This is a genomic window from Promicromonospora sp. NPDC050249 (assembly GCF_040656015.1).
In the GTDB taxonomy this organism is placed as follows: Bacteria; Actinomycetota; Actinomycetes; order Actinomycetales; family Cellulomonadaceae; genus Promicromonospora.
This window is the reverse complement of record NZ_JBFAKY010000015.1, coordinates 134,142-150,650: the sequence shown is the minus strand read 5'-3', so window position 1 is coordinate 150,650 and position 16,509 is coordinate 134,142. Positions and strand designations below refer to the sequence as shown.

Annotated in this window: 19 protein-coding genes; 13 read left to right on the top strand and 6 right to left on the bottom strand. The window is 71.0% G+C overall.

Going from position 1 to position 16,509, the window contains the following annotated elements; genetic code table 11:
* From AB0I32_RS14665 to AB0I32_RS14655, 3 genes are all read left to right on the top strand, one after another.
* Window positions 1-753: TetR family transcriptional regulator (locus AB0I32_RS14665; RefSeq protein ID WP_357507118.1), on the top strand; the 753-nt coding region annotated here is incomplete at its 5' end.
* 26 nt (window positions 754-779) lie between these two features.
* Window positions 780-1,544, top strand: coding sequence for an ABC transporter ATP-binding protein (locus AB0I32_RS14660; protein WP_357507116.1), 765 nt, complete (start codon window positions 780-782; stop codon window positions 1,542-1,544).
* Window positions 1,541-2,266 carry an ABC transporter permease gene (locus AB0I32_RS14655; protein ID WP_357507114.1) on the top strand — a complete coding sequence of 242 codons (726 nt, stop codon included), beginning with the start codon at window positions 1,541-1,543 and terminating at the stop codon, window positions 2,264-2,266. The genes AB0I32_RS14660 and AB0I32_RS14655 overlap by 4 nt, the downstream gene beginning before the upstream one ends.
* Window positions 2,267-2,326: 60 nt before the next feature.
* Here the strand turns inward: AB0I32_RS14655 and AB0I32_RS14650 are convergent, their stop codons facing one another.
* Window positions 2,327-3,637 carry a phytase gene (locus AB0I32_RS14650; RefSeq protein ID WP_357507112.1) on the bottom strand — a complete coding sequence of 437 codons (1,311 nt, stop codon included), beginning with the start codon at window positions 3,635-3,637 and terminating at the stop codon, window positions 2,327-2,329.
* A 58-nt stretch (window positions 3,638-3,695) separates the two neighbouring features.
* A complete protein-coding gene (locus AB0I32_RS14645) occupies window positions 3,696-4,868 on the bottom strand; it encodes an acetoin utilization protein AcuC (protein WP_357507110.1) in 1,173 nt (390 codons plus the stop codon).
* A 112-nt stretch (window positions 4,869-4,980) separates the two neighbouring features.
* Between AB0I32_RS14645 and AB0I32_RS14640 the strand changes: the two genes are divergently transcribed.
* From AB0I32_RS14640 to AB0I32_RS14630, 3 genes are all read left to right on the top strand, one after another.
* Window positions 4,981-6,381 (top strand): potassium transporter TrkG, encoded by a 1,401-nt coding sequence (locus tag AB0I32_RS14640; RefSeq protein WP_357507108.1) that lies wholly within the window; start codon window positions 4,981-4,983, stop codon window positions 6,379-6,381.
* Window positions 6,382-6,441: 60 nt separating this feature from the next.
* Window positions 6,442-7,110, top strand: coding sequence for a TrkA family potassium uptake protein (locus AB0I32_RS14635; protein ID WP_357507106.1), 669 nt, complete (start codon window positions 6,442-6,444; stop codon window positions 7,108-7,110).
* A 230-nt stretch (window positions 7,111-7,340) separates the two neighbouring features.
* Entirely contained in the window at window positions 7,341-7,439 is a 99-nt protein-coding gene (locus tag AB0I32_RS14630; protein WP_003792170.1) for an AURKAIP1/COX24 domain-containing protein, read from the top strand.
* 76 nt (window positions 7,440-7,515) lie between these two features.
* On the opposite strand, the gene AB0I32_RS14625 is transcribed toward AB0I32_RS14630, so the two are convergent.
* On the bottom strand, window positions 7,516-8,310 hold the full coding sequence (locus AB0I32_RS14625; protein WP_357507104.1) for an HAD-IB family hydrolase: 795 nt from the start codon (window positions 8,308-8,310) through the stop codon (window positions 7,516-7,518).
* 77 nt (window positions 8,311-8,387) lie between these two features.
* Between AB0I32_RS14625 and AB0I32_RS14620 the strand changes: the two genes are divergently transcribed.
* The 4 genes from AB0I32_RS14620 (at window position 8,388) to AB0I32_RS14605 (ending at window position 11,126) form a co-directional block, all read left to right on the top strand.
* On the top strand, window positions 8,388-9,062 hold the full coding sequence (locus tag AB0I32_RS14620) for a Pr6Pr family membrane protein (RefSeq protein ID WP_357507102.1): 675 nt from the start codon (window positions 8,388-8,390) through the stop codon (window positions 9,060-9,062).
* 9 nt (window positions 9,063-9,071) lie between these two features.
* Window positions 9,072-9,320 carry a glutaredoxin family protein gene (locus tag AB0I32_RS14615; protein WP_357456393.1) on the top strand — a complete coding sequence of 83 codons (249 nt, stop codon included), beginning with the start codon at window positions 9,072-9,074 and terminating at the stop codon, window positions 9,318-9,320.
* A 60-nt stretch (window positions 9,321-9,380) separates the two neighbouring features.
* On the top strand, window positions 9,381-10,028 hold the full coding sequence (locus AB0I32_RS14610) for a redox-sensing transcriptional repressor Rex (RefSeq protein WP_357507100.1): 648 nt from the start codon (window positions 9,381-9,383) through the stop codon (window positions 10,026-10,028).
* Between the two features lie 126 nt (window positions 10,029-10,154).
* Complete coding sequence (locus AB0I32_RS14605) at window positions 10,155-11,126, top strand: hypothetical protein (RefSeq protein WP_357507098.1); 972 nt, start codon at window positions 10,155-10,157, stop codon at window positions 11,124-11,126.
* Window positions 11,127-11,162: 36 nt separating this feature from the next.
* On the opposite strand, the gene AB0I32_RS14600 is transcribed toward AB0I32_RS14605, so the two are convergent.
* Complete coding sequence (locus tag AB0I32_RS14600) at window positions 11,163-11,897, bottom strand: aspartate/glutamate racemase family protein (RefSeq protein WP_357507096.1); 735 nt, start codon at window positions 11,895-11,897, stop codon at window positions 11,163-11,165.
* A 2-nt stretch (window positions 11,898-11,899) separates the two neighbouring features.
* Window positions 11,900-13,519 (bottom strand): NCS1 family nucleobase:cation symporter-1, encoded by a 1,620-nt coding sequence (locus AB0I32_RS14595; protein WP_357507094.1) that lies wholly within the window; start codon window positions 13,517-13,519, stop codon window positions 11,900-11,902.
* A 219-nt stretch (window positions 13,520-13,738) separates the two neighbouring features.
* On the opposite strand from AB0I32_RS14595, the gene AB0I32_RS14590 reads away from it, so the two are divergent.
* Both AB0I32_RS14590 and mmuM read left to right on the top strand, forming a co-directional pair.
* A complete protein-coding gene (locus tag AB0I32_RS14590) occupies window positions 13,739-14,332 on the top strand; it encodes a cupin domain-containing protein (RefSeq protein WP_357507092.1) in 594 nt (197 codons plus the stop codon).
* Window positions 14,333-14,341: 9 nt separating this feature from the next.
* Entirely contained in the window at window positions 14,342-15,259 is a 918-nt protein-coding gene (gene mmuM, locus AB0I32_RS14585; protein ID WP_357507090.1) for a homocysteine S-methyltransferase, read from the top strand.
* 19 nt (window positions 15,260-15,278) lie between these two features.
* Here the strand turns inward: mmuM and AB0I32_RS14580 are convergent, their stop codons facing one another.
* The gene (locus AB0I32_RS14580; protein WP_357507088.1) at window positions 15,279-15,830 is read right to left on the bottom strand and encodes a YceI family protein; all 552 of its coding nucleotides are present in this window, start codon (window positions 15,828-15,830) and stop codon (window positions 15,279-15,281) included.
* A 133-nt stretch (window positions 15,831-15,963) separates the two neighbouring features.
* Here AB0I32_RS14580 and AB0I32_RS14575 point away from each other — a divergent pair, with 133 nt between their 5' ends.
* Complete coding sequence (locus tag AB0I32_RS14575; RefSeq protein WP_357507086.1) at window positions 15,964-16,476, top strand: MarR family transcriptional regulator; 513 nt, start codon at window positions 15,964-15,966, stop codon at window positions 16,474-16,476.
* Window positions 16,477-16,509 lie beyond the last annotated feature (33 nt).

The window sequence follows — 16,509 nt, the reverse complement described above, 5'->3', positions numbered from 1 at the left end:
CTGGGACCCGCCGCGCCCCGCGCGGAACGCACGCCGGTCGCCATGGGCGACGAGCTGCTCGCCGCGTTCGGCTCGCAGGTGCTGCTCCACGGTGGTCGAGCTGTCGAGACCCTCGCGTCGTCGTGCCTGGGCGAGAATGGCGGGATGGCCGATCTCGCTCCTCCCTCGCGCCGCGGACGGCGTCCTGCCGGGCAGGACGCGCGCGCCGACATCCTGACCGCCGCCCGGGCGGAGTTCCTGGAGCGCGGGTACGAGGCGGCGTCCCTGCGGTCGGTTGCCCGGCGGGCCGGCGTCGACCCGGGCACCGTGCGGCACTGGTTCGCCGACAAGGCGCGGCTGCTGACGGCCACGCTCGGCGTCACGGAGATCGAGCCGGACACGCTGATGGAGCGGGTCGTGGACGGCCCGGTGGAGACCCTGGGGGAGCGCCTCGTCGAGACGGTGCTCAGCGCGTGGGAGTACGACGGCGGTACGACGGTGCGCGTGGTGATACCCGCCGTCATGGCCGACCCAGGATTGCGCGGGCTGCTGCCCCAGTTCATCGGCGCGGCGATCCTCGGCCCGGTGATGCGCACGCTCGACGCGCCCGACGCCCCGCTGCGCACCGCCCTCGTGGCCTCCCAGATGGCGGGGCTGATGATGACGCGGTTCCTCGTCCCGGTGGAGCCCATCGCCTCGATGGCGCCTGCAGAGGTCGCGGTGCTCGCAGGCCCCACCATCCAGCGCTACCTCACGGGAGACCTTGCGCCGTAGCCGGACGCGGGAGCATAATTCCTCACATGAGGAAAAACGCGGTGGTCATCCACGACCTGCGGGTGGTCCGCGGCGGACGGCCGATCATCGACGGGCTGGACGTCGCGGTTCCGGCCGGATCCGTCGTCGGGCTGATGGGGCCGTCCGGCTCCGGCAAGACGACGCTCATGCGCTCCGTCGTGGGCGTGCAGGACCGCGTGACCGGCACGGTGGAGGTGCTCGGCAGCGCGGCCGGTACCCCGGCGCTGCGGCGCCGGGTCGGCTACATGACGCAGGACGCCAGCGTCTACACCGACCTCACCGTCGCGCAGAACCTCAGGTACTTCGCTGCTCTGGCCGGCGTTCCCTCGCCCGCCGAGGCAGTGGCGACCGCCGTGGCCACCGTCGACCTCGGTGGGCACGAGAAGCAGCGGGTCGGCACGCTCTCGGGCGGCGAGCGCTCCCGGGTCTCCCTGGCCGCTGCGCTGGTCGGCGGGCCCGAGCTGCTCGTGCTGGACGAGCCGACGGTGGGCCTCGACCCGGTGCTCCGCCGCGACCTGTGGGCCGTGTTCCGGAGGCTCGCGGCAGCCGGGTGCACGCTCCTGGTGTCCAGCCACGTGATGGACGAGGCGGTGCAGTGCGACCGGCTGCTCCTCATGCGGTCCGGTGCGCTCGTCGCCGACACCACCCCCGACGACCTGCTGGCCTCCACCGGGGCACCCGACGCCGAGCGCGCGTTCCTGGCCCTGATCGATGCCGCCGGCGAGCCGGCGGGCGGCGCCGGCGAGACCACCGAGGAGACGGCGCGATGAACCTGACCCTCGCCACCGCGAGCCGCGTGCTGTCCCAGCTGCGCGGCGACCACCGCACGGTGGCCCTGATCATCCTGCTGCCCTGCCTGCTGATCGGCCTGATCGCCTGGATGTTCGACGACCAGCCCCAGGTGCTCGACAGGTTCGGCCCGATGCTGGTCGGCCTGTTCCCGCTCATCGTGATGTTCTTGGTGACGAGCGTGGCGACCCTGCGCGAACGGCAGTCGGGCACGCTGGAGCGGCTCATGACGACGCCCATCCGCAAGGGCGACTTCGTGGCCGGCTACGGCCTGGCGTTCGCGACGCTGGCGCTCGTCCAGGCGCTCGTGGTGGTCGGTTTCGCCCTGCTCGTCGGGATGGACGTCGCAGGTCCGCTCGGCCTCGTCGTCGTGGTCGCGCTGCTCGACGCGATCCTCGGGTGCACGCTCGGCCTTGCCGCCTCCGCGCTGGCCCGCAGCGAGTTCCAGGCGGTCCAGATGATGCCGGCCATCCTGTTCCCGCAGCTCATCACGTGCGGCCTGCTCATGCCGCGCGACCAGATGCCGCAGGTGCTGGAGTGGCTGTCCCGCGCGTTCCCGCTCACCTATGCGATAGAGGCGATGACGTCGCTCGCGGCGGGCGACGAGTGGGCGGACATCCGCGGCGCCGTCGGCGTGATCGTCCTGTTCATCGTGGGTGCGGTGCTGCTGGGTGTGCTCACCCTCCGGCGTCGTACCCCCTGAAGGTCGTTGGTCGAGCGTGTCGAGACCTGAGTCTCGACAAGCTCGACCAACGGTGGCGTGTCAGCGGAGGCGGAGCGCCTTTGCCACGTCGCCCCAGTGGACGTACGAGAAGCCCGTGGCGTCCTCCTCGCGGTCCGGGTCGACGTCGGAGCCCGTCTCCGGCTCGTCGTGCGTGACCAGCAGCCCGGACCGGTACTCGCCCACCGGCGCGTTGGAGACCGCGAGGCCGTCCGACCCGTTGACGTCGTCCACGCCGTCGCCCGCCACCCGGAAGGTACCGAGCGCCCGGTTGTGGCCGCGCAGGTCGTAGACGCCGTAGGTGTCGTCACCCTGGCTGGACACGATCACGTAGCCCTTGCGGCCGGGGCCGTACCAGATGTCCACGCCCTCGGCGTCGGCCGTCAGGTTCTTGCCCCCGTACGACGGCGCCGCAGGGTCCACCGGGGCGCACTCCTCGGTCTCAGGGTCATAGGCGTCGTGCACGCCGAAGTCCTTCACCCGGTCCACGAGCCGCGGCTCGCCCGAGCCGAGGGGGAGCTGAACCCGCCACAGGCCGACGTCCTCCTGCGCGGCGTACAGCGTGCCGGTGCGGCGGTCGACGGCCAGCCCCTCCAGCTGCGGTGCCACGCCCGGCTCCTCGCACGGCACCCAGGTGGTGCCGTCGGGCAGCGGGAACTCGCCGGGCATCGCCAGGTGCTCGACGTCGGTGTAGCCGACGCCGTCCGGGCCGGTGGTGATCCGGGCCGTGGCGATGGTGGTGCTGCCCTCCTGCGTCACCACCGCGTACGTCCGGCCGTGGCGCTGGTAGACCGCCAGGCCGTATGCCGTCTGGTCCTCGGCGACCGTCTTGCGGTCCGGGCTGAACAGGAACTCCAGCTCGGGCGCGGTCACCTCGGTGAGGGGCTGAGCGGCCTTGGCCCCGGCCGGGTCGATGGCGAAGAAGCGGATCTGGTCGTTGTACCGGTCCGAGACGACGGCGACATCGGTCTTCCGGCCGGCCACGTCCAGGCCGTAGGCGATGTCCACGTTGTTGTACCGGCCCGGGACGCCGTCCGCGCGCGGGGCGGCCGTCGCCGCGAGCGACTGCAGCTCGCGCGCGGCGACGGAGTAGACGCGCAGGCCGCCCTCCTTGGCCGTCGTGACGACGAGCGACCGGTCCGAGTCCTTCGGGTGGACCCAGATCGCGGGGTCGTCGCCCGACGCGTTGCCGCCGGCCTCGTCGTCGTACAGGGGAGGCGTCTCCACCGAGGTGGTGACGGTGGCGGTGGCCGACGTCGGCCGGTCGTGCCCGCCGCTCGCGGCGGCCGAGGCCGGGACCATGGTGGACAGGAGCAGCAGGGCGGCCGGCAGGGCGGCAAAGCGACGTCGCATGGGCCCGAGGCTCCCGCACCCGGATGACGCGAACCTGAACCTCACACGAACACCCAGGTCAGTCCAGGAGCGGGTCCAGGCCGTGCAGGGGGAACACCGCGCGGCGGGTGGCCTGGACCGCGCGGTCCACGGCGTCGGCCGGGTCGTAGCCGTCGCTCCAGCCGCGGAACGCCACCTCACCGGAGCCCAGCGTGCGTGCGGCCTCGAAGCCCATCGCCTCGACCGCCGTGCGCCACTCCCCGGGCAGCTCGGCACCGCGTTCCAGTGGTACGTGCGCGGCCTCGGCGACGAGCGCCGCCCAGGCGAGCGGGACGACGTCGGACACCGCGTAGCCGCCACCGCCGAGGGCCAGCCAGCGGCCGTCGGCGTGCTCGTGCGCCAGGGTGTGCGTCCAGTGCTGCGCGGTCCACTGCGCGTCCACCGACACGTTCAGGTTGGAGAGCGGGTCCCGCCCGTGGGCGTCGCAGCCGTGCTGGGACACGATCACCTGCGGCCGGTGCTCCCGCACCAGGGCGGGCACGACGGCGTCGATCGCCCGCAGCCAGGCCGGGCCGTCGGTCCGCGCGGGGACCGGGATGTTGACGACGCTGCCCTCTGCGGAACCCTGTCCGACGTCGGCGGAGGCGCCGGTCCCCGGGAACAGGGTGCGGCCGTCCTCGTGGACGGAGACCGTCAGCACACGGGGGTCGTCCCAGAAGATCGCCTCCACCCCGTCGCCGTGATGGGCGTCGAAGTCCAGGTAGGCGACCCGCTCCGCGCCCCGGTCCAGCAGACGGCGGATGGCTGCAGCGGCGTCGTTGTAGACGCAGAAGCCCGAGGCCGCACCAGGCATCGCGTGGTGCATGCCGCCGGCGATGTTCACGCCGTGCGCGATCTCGCCGCTCCAGAGCGCATCGGCGAGGTCGACGGACCCGCCCAGCTGCCGCGCGGCGGCCTCGTGCATCCCGGCGAACAACGGGTCGTCGTCGGTGCCCAGCCCGCGCGCCACGTCCGGCTCCAGCGTCGTCCCCGCGTGCCGGACGGCGGCCACGTAGTCGGCGTCGTGCACCGTCTCGATCACGGCGTCGGACGCCGGCTCGGCGTCCGCCAGCTCGAGCGTGGGCTGGTCCAGCAGGCCGAGCGCCTCGATGAGCCGCATCGTGAGGTCGAGGCGGGTGGGCGACATGGGATGCCCGGGTCCGAAGTCGTACTCGAGCAGTCGCGGACTCCAGACCAGCCGGGCGAGGTGCACCCGCCCACGGTAACGGACCGGCGGCCGGCGGAGGGTTTCTGCTCAGATCGGCTCCCGCGGCGTGGCAGAGTAGGGCGTCGATCGGCAAGACCTGGTGGAGGGAGCGGAACGGATGGCGGGGAGCCTGCGGAACCGGCTGTTCGGGCTGCGGGAGCTCGTCGACGAGCTCGCCTTCCGGGCGCCGGCGCGACTGGCGGTCACCGTCTTCGCGTGTGTGGTCGTGCTGTTCGCGATCCTCCTGATGGTGCCGTTCGCGACCGCCGACGGCGAGGGTGCTCGCCTGGTCGACGCCCTGTTCACCGCTGTCTCCGCCGTGTGCGTGACAGGGCTCGTGGTCCAGGACACCGCCACCTACTGGTCCCTGTACGGGCAGATCGTCATCCTCGCGGGCATCAAGGTCGGCGGCTTCGGGATCATGACCGTCGCCTCCCTGCTCGGCATGATCGTGTCGCGCAAGATCGGGCTGACCCAGAAGCTGCTCACGGCGTCGGAGACCAAGACGACCCGGCTGGGCGAGGTCGGCTCGCTGATCCGGGTCATCATCATCACCGCCACCACGCTCGAGCTGTCGATCGCCCTGCTGATCTTCCCCCGGCTGGTCGTCATCGAGGAGAACGTCGGCACCGCCGCCTGGCACGCGCTCTTCTACGGGATCTCCGCGTTCAACAACGCCGGCTTCGTGCCCACGACCGAGGGTTTGATGCCGCACGTCGGCGACTGGGCGCTCCTGCTGCCGATCGCTCTCGGGGTGTTCATCGGCGCGCTCGGCTTTCCGGTGATCCTCAACATCCAGCGCGCGCTGCCCCGGCCGGGCCAGCGCTGGCACAACTGGACCAAGCGGCTCTCCCTGCACAGCAAGCTCACGCTCGTGACGAGCGGCGCGCTGCTCGTCGTCGGCGCGCTGCTGCTGCTGGTGCTGGAGTGGACCAACCCGGACACGTTCGGGCCCCTGACCCTCGGGGAGAAGCTGCTGGCCGCCCTCTTCGCCGGGATCATGCCGCGCTCGGGCGGGTTCAGCACGGTCGACGTCGGCGCCATGACGGAGTCGAGCTGGCTCATCCAGGACGCCCTGATGTTCGTGGGTGGTGGGTCGGCGTCGACCGCCGGGGGTATCAAGGTGACCACGCTCGCCGTCATGCTGCTGGCGATCGTCGCCGAGGCGCGCGGTGACCGTGACATCGAGGCGTTCGGACGCCGCATCCCGCGTGACGTCCTGCGACTGTCCATCGCGGTGGTGTTCACGGGCGCGAGCATCGTCCTCGTCTCGTGCATCGCGCTGCTGGAGGTCACGGACCTGCCGCTGTCGCAGGTGCTGTTCGAGGTGCTCTCGGCGTTCGCGACCGTCGGCCTGTCTACAGGCATCACGTTCGACCTGCCCGACGCCGGAAAATACGTGCTGGCCCTGCTCATGTTCGTGGGGCGCACCGGAGCGGTCACGGTGGTCGCGGTGCTTGCGCTGCGCGACCGGCGACGCATCGTACGCTTCCCCGAGGAACGACCGATCATCGGGTGAGGCCGGAACGGAACGCAGGTCTCACCCGACAGACAACATCGGTTGACAGAGAGGAATACCGTGCCGGAGAAGAAGCCCGAGCGGGATGCGGGTGTGCTGGTGATCGGCCTCGGCCGGTTCGGGTCGTCGATCGGCGCGACCCTGGACCGGCTCGGCCAGGACGTGCTCGCCGTCGAGCAGGACCCGATCCTGGTGGCCCAGTGGTCCGGGCGCCTGCCGCTGGTGGAGGCCGACGCGTCCAACCCGGAGGCGCTGGAGCAGCTCGGCGCCAAGGACTTCGGCGTGGCGGTGGTCGGCGTCGGCTCGTCGCTCGAGGCGTCCGTGCTGATCACGGGCAACCTGGTGGATCTCGGCACGCCCCAGATCTGGGCCAAGGCGATCTCGGCGGAGCACGGCCGCATCCTGACCCGTATCGGCGCCCACCACGTCGTCTTCCCGGAGGCCGACGCGGGTTCGCGCGTCGCCCACCTCGTGAGCGGCAAGCTGCTCGACTACATCGAGGTCGAGGACGGCTTCACCATCGTGAAGATGCGCCCGCCCAAGGAGGCACAGGGCTTCACGCTCGCGCAGTCCAACATCCGCAAGCGGTACGGCATCACGGTGATCGGCGTGAAGTCACCGGGTGTCGACTTCGTCTACGCGACGCCGGAGACGCGGATCTCCTCCAACGACCTGCTGGTCTGCTCGGGCCATGCCGACCTCCTCGAACGGTTCGCCGCGAGGCCGTGAACCGGGCCTCGGGGCGGGTTCGGGTGGGGCCCGGGAAGGGCTCGGCGCACCTCACACCGTCCCCGATTACGGGGCGCGCGTCAGACCAGGTAGCCTAGGGAGCGGACTCCCTTTCGTGTTGGTCGGCCATCGTCACTCTCTGGCGTCACTGTCCCGGACCAACCGTGGACCATTTCGCTGAGCGGCCCGTCGTCGGGCTGCCGCCGACCGATCGAACATTGCGAGGACCTATGGGCTCCGTCATCAAGAAGCGCCGCAAGCGTATGGCGAAGAAGAAGCACCGCAAGCTGCTTCGTAAGACGCGCCACCAGCGCCGCAACAAGAAGTGACGCTCGCGCCCTCGGGCGCGTGACGAGCAGGCCCGGCCCACTAGTGGGCCGGGCCTTCTTCGTGTCTGCGTACGGGCTACTGCCCGCGCAGGCGGCGGCGAGCCGCCCGCAGCACCAGGCCCAGCACCCACGCGGCGCCGGCCCATGAAGCCGTACGCACGCTGCGCCCCGCCGCGCGCTGCGACCGGCCCCGGAACTCCCGGATGGGCCAGCCCACCTCCTGCGCGTGCCGGCGCAGCCGCAGGTCGGGGTTGATCGGGCACGGGTGGCCCACGGCGCCCATCATCGGCAGGTCGTTGAGCGAGTCCCCGTACGCGTAGCTCTCGTCGAGGTCGATGCCCTCCAGGTCCGCGAGCTCGACGATGGCGGCGGCCTTGGCCTGGCCGTGCATCAGGTCGCCGTTGAGCCGGCCCGTGTAGAACCCGTCCTTGTGCTCCGCGATGGTGCCGAGCGCACCCGTCGCGCCGAGCCGGCGCGCGATGAGCTGTGCGATCTCCACGGGCGTGGCGGTGATGAGCCAGACTTGGTGGCCCGCCGCGATGTGCTCGTCGAGCAGGCGGCGCGTGCCCGGATAGATCCGCAGCGACAGGACGGCGTCCCACACCTCTTCGCCGAGGGTGGCGATCTCCGCGACGCTGCGGCCCGCGATGAGCGACAGGGCGCGGTTGCGCACCTTGTCGATCTCTTCCTTGTTCTCGCCCCACACCAGGTAGCGCGCCTGGATCACGGCGAACCTGAGGATGTCCCGCGTGCCGAAGAACTTGCGCTGGTACGCGGACTTGGCCAGGTGAAAAGCGCTCGCACCGCGGATGATCGTGTTGTCGACGTCGAAGAACGCCGCGGTGGCGGACGAGGGGTGCGTCGACGGCATGGAGGCCACTCTATCCGCGCGCCACGAGGTGCAGGTCACACCGGGCAGGCAGGGGCGGCCGGTGATAGAACCGGGGCGTGAGCCAAGAGATCAGCGGGCCGGACCGGGCCACCCTCGCGCGCGTCCTCCACCTGCTGGTGGCCGTGCTCGCCCTCGGCGGCTTCACGATCGAGCTCGTCACCGCGATCGTCAGCGGCCCGGGTATCGCGCCCACGCACGCCGAGCGCATCGTCCGGCTCTTCAGCTACTTCACCATCGAGTCGAACCTGCTGATCGGCGGCGTCTCGCTGGCGCTGGCGCTGGACCCGCGGCGCGACGGTCCGCTCTTTCGGGTCCTGCGGCTCGACGCGCTGCTGTGCATCGCCGTCACCGGGATCGTCTACAACACGGTGCTGCGCGGCCTGGTGACGCTGACGCCGTCGGGCGCCGTGGCGAACACGATGCTGCACGTGCTGGCGCCGCTCCTCGCCGTCGTCGTCTGGCTGTGGGTAGGACCCAGGCCCCGCGTGAGCGTGCGGACGGTGTGGTGGTCGGTCGTCTACCCGATCGCGTGGCTCGTCTACACCTTCGTCCGGGGTGCCGCCACGGGCTGGTACCCGTACCCCTTCCTCGACGTCACCGTGCTCGGCTACGGCGCCGCGCTGACCAACGCCACCCTCGTCGCCGTGGTCTTCCTGGTCCTGGCCTGGGGCGTGCGGTGGGCGGACGGACGGCTGCCGCACACGGACCGAGTGGTCCCGCGCGTGACGTAACCTCGGGTCGTGACAAGTCCTGCCGATGCCCGGGTAGTCCTGTACACACGCGAGGCGTGCCATCTGTGCGAAGACGCACGCGCCGTGGTGGTGCGGGTGTGCGAGGGCGCGGGAGCCCGATGGCGTGAGGTCGACATCGACAGCGCGCCCGCACTGCGGGAGAAGTACGGGGACTACGTCCCCGTGGTCGAGGTGGACGGGGTCCAGCAAGGTTTCTGGCGCGTGGACGGTGCGCGTCTGGCCCGCCTCCTGGCATGATCATCCCGGCAGTGTGTGCGTACGCCCGCGACACAGTGGTCGCGGGGAGGGGAGCAGCACGTGGTCGAACTCAGTGACGGGACAGTTCCGGCAGCAACCGTAGGGAGGCTGCCGTACTACCTGCGCGCCCTGCGGGACCTCGCGGCCGAGGGGGTGGCCCTCACCTCGTCGACGGAGCTCGCCGAGCGTTCGGGCGTGAGCTCGGCGCAGCTGCGCAAGGACCTGTCCTACCTGGGTTCGTTCGGCACGCGTGGCGTCGGGTACGACGTCGAGTCGCTCGCCTCCTACATCACGGTCGCCCTGGGGCTCGAGACCGAGCACCGGCTGGCGATCGTCGGCATCGGCAACCTCGGGCACGCCCTCGCGAACTACTCCGGCTACACGACGCGGGGCTTCCAGGTGGTGGCGCTGCTCGACGCCTCGCCCGACGTCGTGGGCACGCGGGTGGCCGGGGTGACCGTCGAGCACGTGCGCGACGTCGCGCAGATCATCGAGCGCGAGCGGGTCAGCATGGTCGTGCTCGCCCTGCCGGGTCACGTGGCGCAGGACGTGGCCGACGCCGTCGTGGCCACGGGCGTACGCGAGATCCTCAGCTTCGCGCCCGTCGCGCTCCAGGTGCCGGACGACGTGGTGGTGCGTTCGGTCGACGTCGGCGGCGAGCTGCAGATCCTGGCGTTCCACGCGGCGACGCGAGCCGCGGCGCTCTGACTCAGCCTTCGGGGGCCTGATTGGCGCCGGGTGATTCTTGGGCCGGGAGGCTCAGCGAAGCGTTCTGGACGGTTTCTCGCTGGTAGGAATGGCCGTGCTGATGTGCGGGCCGACCGGGGGATCCGAGTGACTGACGAGTGGCACCCGAGGATCGGGCGCAGGACGCTATCGGGCGTCTCCGCGCACCGCCTGTCCTTGATCCAGGACTGGTGCCTGGGGATCGGCATGGTCTGCCTCGTGGCCGGCCTGGTGCTGTGGGGCGCGGACCAGGCCTTTCTGGCCATGTTCTTCGTGCTGCCCGGCGCGACCGCGGTCTCGACGGCACGGATGCTCGGCAGCGTGGCCGACACCCGGGGGGCCAGGGAGTATGCGGCGGGCTACACAACGCTGGTCCAGGGCACGGGTCCCGCCGACCTGGAGCACGTGGACCCGCGAACGGGCCGTCTCGTCAGCTTCGCCGGGGAGGACCTGACCGACGCCGAACGCCGGGCGCGGGTCGCGGCGATCCGCTCCGATGCCAGGCTCGGTGTCGGGCAGCCGGACCGGTTGCTGATCGCGTCCGGCGATGATCCGGCGGACCCCGCGGGCTACACGGACGAAGACCTCTTCGCCGGGCGCCCCAGGACGTTCATCACGCTGCCGTGGTCCGTACGGCACGGAGCCGTCTGGGGATGGTTCTTTGTCGGCCTGGCCCCGATCGGGTTCCTCGTCTTTGCCCTGTTCGACGCCAGCACGTCGACACCGGCCATCGTCGCCCCGGTGATCCTCGGCGTGGTGCTGGTGGCCGCCGCGATCGGCGCCGTCATCCTGGTCGCGGTGATGCGCAGGACCGACACGATGCTGGGCGACGGCGGGCCAGGTGGCAGTGACAGGTCCCGGGGAGTCGTGATGTCGCTCTGGGTCGTGCCGCTGGGCGTCGCTGTAGTTCTCATCGGCATCTCGGTAGTCGCGACGAACGACATCGCCGGAGCGCGGGACCTGCTCGGCGTTGCCGGCCTGGACCGCGCGGCCATGATGTCCGCCGTATGGGCCGTCCCTTGGTTCGTGGCCTGGGTAGTGCTGGTGCGCCGCGCGGCGACGGCGGAGCTACGCTCCTGACCATGGTGGACGGCGGACCGCGAGGCGTCACAGGGGTCAGATCCTCGAACCGCTCCCCGGTAGCCGGGGTGGGGGCGCGTACTCGTCGCGTTTGCTCGTTCCCACGCCCATCCGGACCATTCCGGACAGCAGGCCCACGGCGGCTGCCACGCCGTCGATCACCGGGACGCCCGTGCGCTGGGTGAGGTCCGCGCAGAGGTCGGTCATGCCCGCGCAGCCGAGCACCACGGTGTCCGCGCCGTCGTCGCGGACCGCACGCTCGCAGAGCTCGGAGATCGCCTCCCGGGCCGCCGAGCCGGCGTCCTCCAGCTCGAGGACCGGGACGTCCGCGGCGTACATGGCGACGCACGCTTCCTCGAAGCCGTAGCGCCGCACCAGGTCGTGCGCGCGGCCCAGCGTGCGCGACAGCGTGGTGACCACCGCGAACGTGCGGCCCGACAGGGTCGCGACGTGCATCGCGGCCTCGGCGATCCCGACGACCGGTCCGTCCGTCAGCTCGCGGGCGGCGTCCAGGCCCGGGTCGCCGAAGCAGGCGACGGCGTAGCCGTCCGCGGGGCCGGTGTCGGCCGCCTCCGCGGCCGCGACCTGCTGCGCCACCACGAGCGCGGCCCACGCCTCGTCGGTGTGGCTCTCGACGGCGGCGGGGCCCGCACCTGGGTCCGGGCAGGTGGCGACGACGGCGACGTCCGGCCCGGCGACCTCCCGGGCGGTGACCGCGATCTTGGCGGTCATCGCCCGGGAGGTGTTGGGGTTGATGAGGTGGATCCGCACCGTCAGGCCTTGGTGCCCGCTGCGCCGTCGGCCACACCCTCGGTGACGCCGTCGAACGACGGGATCTGCGGGCTGAGCCGTTCCAGCCACCGGAAGGCGACGAAGCCGAGGCCGCACCCGATGAACCAGGTGTAGTTCCCGATCCAGGAGATGTCGAAGTACCCGAGGTCCGCGATGAGCTTGGGCAGCACGCCGAGGAGCACGGTGGGCACGCCGGCCAGGAAGATCGCGAGCACGCCGTTGCGGTTGTAGCCGTTCGTGTACCAGTACGCGCCCTCGGGCGACATGGTGAACATGTCGTCGACGAGCACCCGCTGCTTCGCCGCGAAGTAGTAGCCGGCGATGAGGATGCCGAACAGCGGGCCGATCAGGGCGCCGAGCACACCGAGCGTGTAGTGGATCGCGTCGGCGTCGTTGTACCAGTTCCAGGGCAGCAGGACCACGGACCCGACCGCGGCGATCATGCCGCCCATGCGCCAGCTGATCTTCTGCGGGGCCACGTTGGAGAAGTCGAACGCGGGGGAGATGAAGTTGGCGACGATGTTGATGCCGACCGTGGCGGTCACAAAGGTGAGGCCGCCGAGCAGGATCGCGAACGGGGTGTCGATGCGCTCGACGGTGTGGATGGGGTCGGTGATGAGCTCGCCGAACACCGGGACCGTGGCCGACGCCGTGATCACCGTCAGGAGCGAGAAGAACAGGAAGTTGACCGGCAGGCCCAGCAGGTTGCCGCGCTTCACGGCCTGGAACGAGCGCCCGTACCGCGCGAAGTCACCGAAGTTCAGCATGGGACCGGAGAAGTAGGACACGACGATCGCGACGGCCGTGCAGAAGACCCCTACCGAGGCCCACCCGGTCAGCGGCTCGCCCTCGTGGAGGTCCAGGCTGATGTTCGACCAGCCCGCCTCCGAGACGAGGTAGACCGCCAGCACGATCATCACGACGTAGACCGCGGGGCCGGCCCAGTCGATGAACCGCCGGATGGTCTCCATGCCGTTCCAGAACAGCGCCGCCTGGGCGAACCAGAGCACGGCGTACGAGATCCAGCCCAGGGCGTTCAGCCCGAGGAATGCCGGCTCGAGGAGTGCGGCGCTGGCGGGGATGAACTTGAGGAACACGATGTTCAGCGCCTGCGCGGCGAGGAAAGTCTGCACGCCGTACCAGGCGACGGCGATGAGGCCTCGGATGATCGCCGGGATGTTCGCGCCCCGGACGCCGAAGACGGCGCGGTTGATCACGGGGTACGGCACCCCGGTGTTCTGGCTCGGCTTCGCGACCAGGTTGGTGAACACCTGCACGATGACGATGCCGACCAGCAGCGCCAGGAGCACCTGCCAGCTCGCGATGCCGAGCGCGAAGAGGCTGCCGGCCGTCACGTAGCCGCCGACACTGTGCACGTCGGACATCCAGAAGGCGAAGATGTTGTACGACGACCATTTCTGCTCCCGCAGGGGCGCGAGGTCCTCGTTGGCGAGCCGGGGGTCGTAGGAGGGCTTGACGTTGCCGGACCCGACCGGGTGCCCGGCGGCCTCGACCAGGTCGTGCTCGCCGCCGGGGACGTCGCCGGGCGGGTTCTGGGGTGCGGTCGCCGAGGAGGCCGCCACCTCTGCGTTCTCGGTCATGAGCACTGCCTTCCGAAGGGTGATCGCTGGGTGAACCTGAAGTTATGGGTTAACTGATGGCGGCTGGTTTCCCCGGGGTAACCACGTCGTAAGGCTCATGTTCAGTAACCACTTCACACGTGTTTCGGCGCGTGTCGGGTGCGTGAACCGGGGCGTGTCGCCCGGTGTGTCGTGCGGGTGAGGGCCACGCGGGGCCAGGAGCACTCGTACGATGCGGCGGTGTCCTCCGAACCGTCTCTCGGTGCCCGGCTCCGCGGCCTCCGCGTGGCGCGTGGTGTGTCCGCACGCAGCCTCGCCGCGACGCTCGGGATCTCGGCCAGCGCCGTGTCACAGATCGAACGGGACGTCATGCGCCCCTCGGTCGTGCGTCTGCTCGCGATCACCGACGCGCTAGGAGTCTCGCTCTCCGACGTGTTCGAGCCGCCGGACGCCGTCGCCGTGCCGCGCGGCGGGACGACGGAGCTCGACCACGCGGGGATCGCGGTCACCCGCGCCTGGGAGGCGTCTCCGGTGACCCTCGACGGCGGCGTCACGTTCCGCCGGCTCTCACCCAACCCGACCCGCGGCCTCGACTTCTTCGAGTCGGTCTACCCGCCCGGTGCCACGGCCACGCTCGGTGACGTCGAGCCGTTCAAGCACGAGGGCTACGAGATCGGCAACGTCGTGGCGGGCGAGCTCACCGTCGAGCTGGCCGACGACGAGGTGGTGCTGGCGGCCGGCGACTCCATCAGCTATCCGTGCTCGGTGCCGCACCGGATCCGGAACGCGGGCGTGCGGCCGGCGGTCGCCACGTGGTTGATCGTGCACCCTTAGGGTCGCCTCGTGGGATTCCTCGAACACGACGACAAGGTCCTGGTCACGGACGGCGGTCTGGCGACCGAGCTCGAAGCGCGCGGGAACGACCTCTCGGACGACCTGTGGTCGGCGCGGCTGCTGACGGACGCCCCCGACGAGATCAAGGCCGCCCACCTGGCGTTCTTCCGCGCCGGGGCCGTGATCGCGACGACGGCGAGCTACCAGGCGTCGTTCGACGGCTTCGAGGCACGCGGGATCGGCCGGGACGACGCCGAGCGGCTGCTGCGGCACAGCGTCGAGCTCGCCCGGGCCGCCCGCGACGAAGTGGCCGACGACGGGCGCGAGCGCTGGGTGGCGGCTTCGGTGGGCCCCTACGGCGCGGCGCTCGCCGACGGATCGGAGTACCGGGGCCGGTACGGGCTGAGCGTGGCCGAGCTGGCGGCCTGGCACCGCCGTCGGCTCGAAGTGCTGGCCGATGCCGGACCGGACGTGCTGGCGCTCGAGACGATCCCGGACCTGGACGAGGCGGAAGCGCTGATGACGGTGATCTCCGGGATGGGCATCCCCGTGTGGCTGACGTACAGCATCGACGGCGACCGCACCCGCGCCGGGCAGCCGCTGGCCGAGGCGTTCGCCATCGCCCGGGACGTGCCGGAGGTCGTGGCGGTGGGGGTCAACTGCTGTGCGCCGTCCGACGTGTCGGCGGCGGTCGGCACGGCAGGTGCCGTGACCGGGAAGCCGGTGATCGCCTACCCGAACAGCGGCGAGAGCTGGGATGCCGGGCGGCGCAGCTGGGCGGGTTCGCCCGAGCGGTCCGCGCAGCCGGGTCAGCAGGCGCGACAGTGGGTCGCTGACGGTGCGCGGATCGTGGGTGGGTGCTGTCGGGTGCGGCCCGCCGACATCAAAGACATAGCCCGTGCCGTCGCCGGCACGGGCTATGTCTGAGCGAGATGTCCGAGCGAGATCAGCCCTTGGCGATCGCGCTGACGTCCAGGGTGATCTTCACCTTGTCGCCCACCAGGAAGCCGCCGGTCTCCAGCGAGGCGTTCCAGGTCAGGCCGAACTCCTTGCGGTTGATCTCGAGGGCGGCCTCGAAACCGGCGCGGTTGTTGCCGAACGGGTCCTTGGCGGTGCCGGTGAACTCGGTCTCCAGCTCGACGCCCTTGGTGACACCGTTGATGGTCAGGTCGCCCGAGATGATGTAGGCGTCGCCCTCGGGGCGGATGGCGGTGGACGAGAAGGTCCAGGCGGGGTTCTCGTCGGCGTGCCAGAAGTCGGCGCTCTTCAGGTGGCCGTCACGACCGGCGTCGCCCGTGTTGACCGACTGTGCGTCCAGCTCGGCGGTGACGCTCGACGACTCGAGGTCCTCGCCGACCGTGATGGTGCCGGAGGAGACGGCGATGGTGCCGCGCACCTTGGCGATGCCCGCGTGGCGGACCGAGAAGGCCGCAGAGGTGTGGGACGCGTCGATGTCGTAGGTGCCGGTGGTGAGTCCGGCGGGAAGCGGGGTGGCCATGAGTGAGGACTCCTTGTTGGTGCGGCGATGTGGGTGGATAGTTTAGAGATCAACTACCCGCGATGAGGTCCAACATAGCGGGTCCCGTAACGTATTCCCAGGGTGTCCGAGTCAGCACGAAGGCGGTGGCGAGATGGCGGTGCAGACGGTCGAGCAGCAGGACCTGTGGCTGACCGAGGAGCAGCAAGGCTCCTGGCGGCACTACCTCGAAGGCACCGCACGCTTCGTCGAGGCGCTCGGTGCGGTCCACGACCGCACCCTCGACCTCTCCCTCGGCGAGTACAGCCTGCTGGTGCAGCTCTCGGAGGCGCCGGAGCTCACCATGCGGATGTCGACGCTCGCCGACGGCCTCGTGCTGTCGCGCAGCCGGCTCACGCACACGGTCGCGCGGATGGAGTCGCGCGGGCTGGTCGAGCGCCGCGCCGCCGAGGGCGACCGGCGCGGTGTGAACTGCACGATGACCGACGCCGGCCGTGCGGCCCTCGAGGTGGCGGCGCCCGGCCACGTCGCCGCGGTGCGCCGCATCATGGTCGATGCGCTGGAGCCCGAGGAGTTCGCGACGCTGGGCCGCATCATGGCCAAGGTGGCCGAGTCCTCGAAGCTCTCCGGCGGTACCGAGGAGGGCCTGACGGCTCACTGCGACTGACCCGGCCGGGCGCGGGGATGACGTAATCCACAC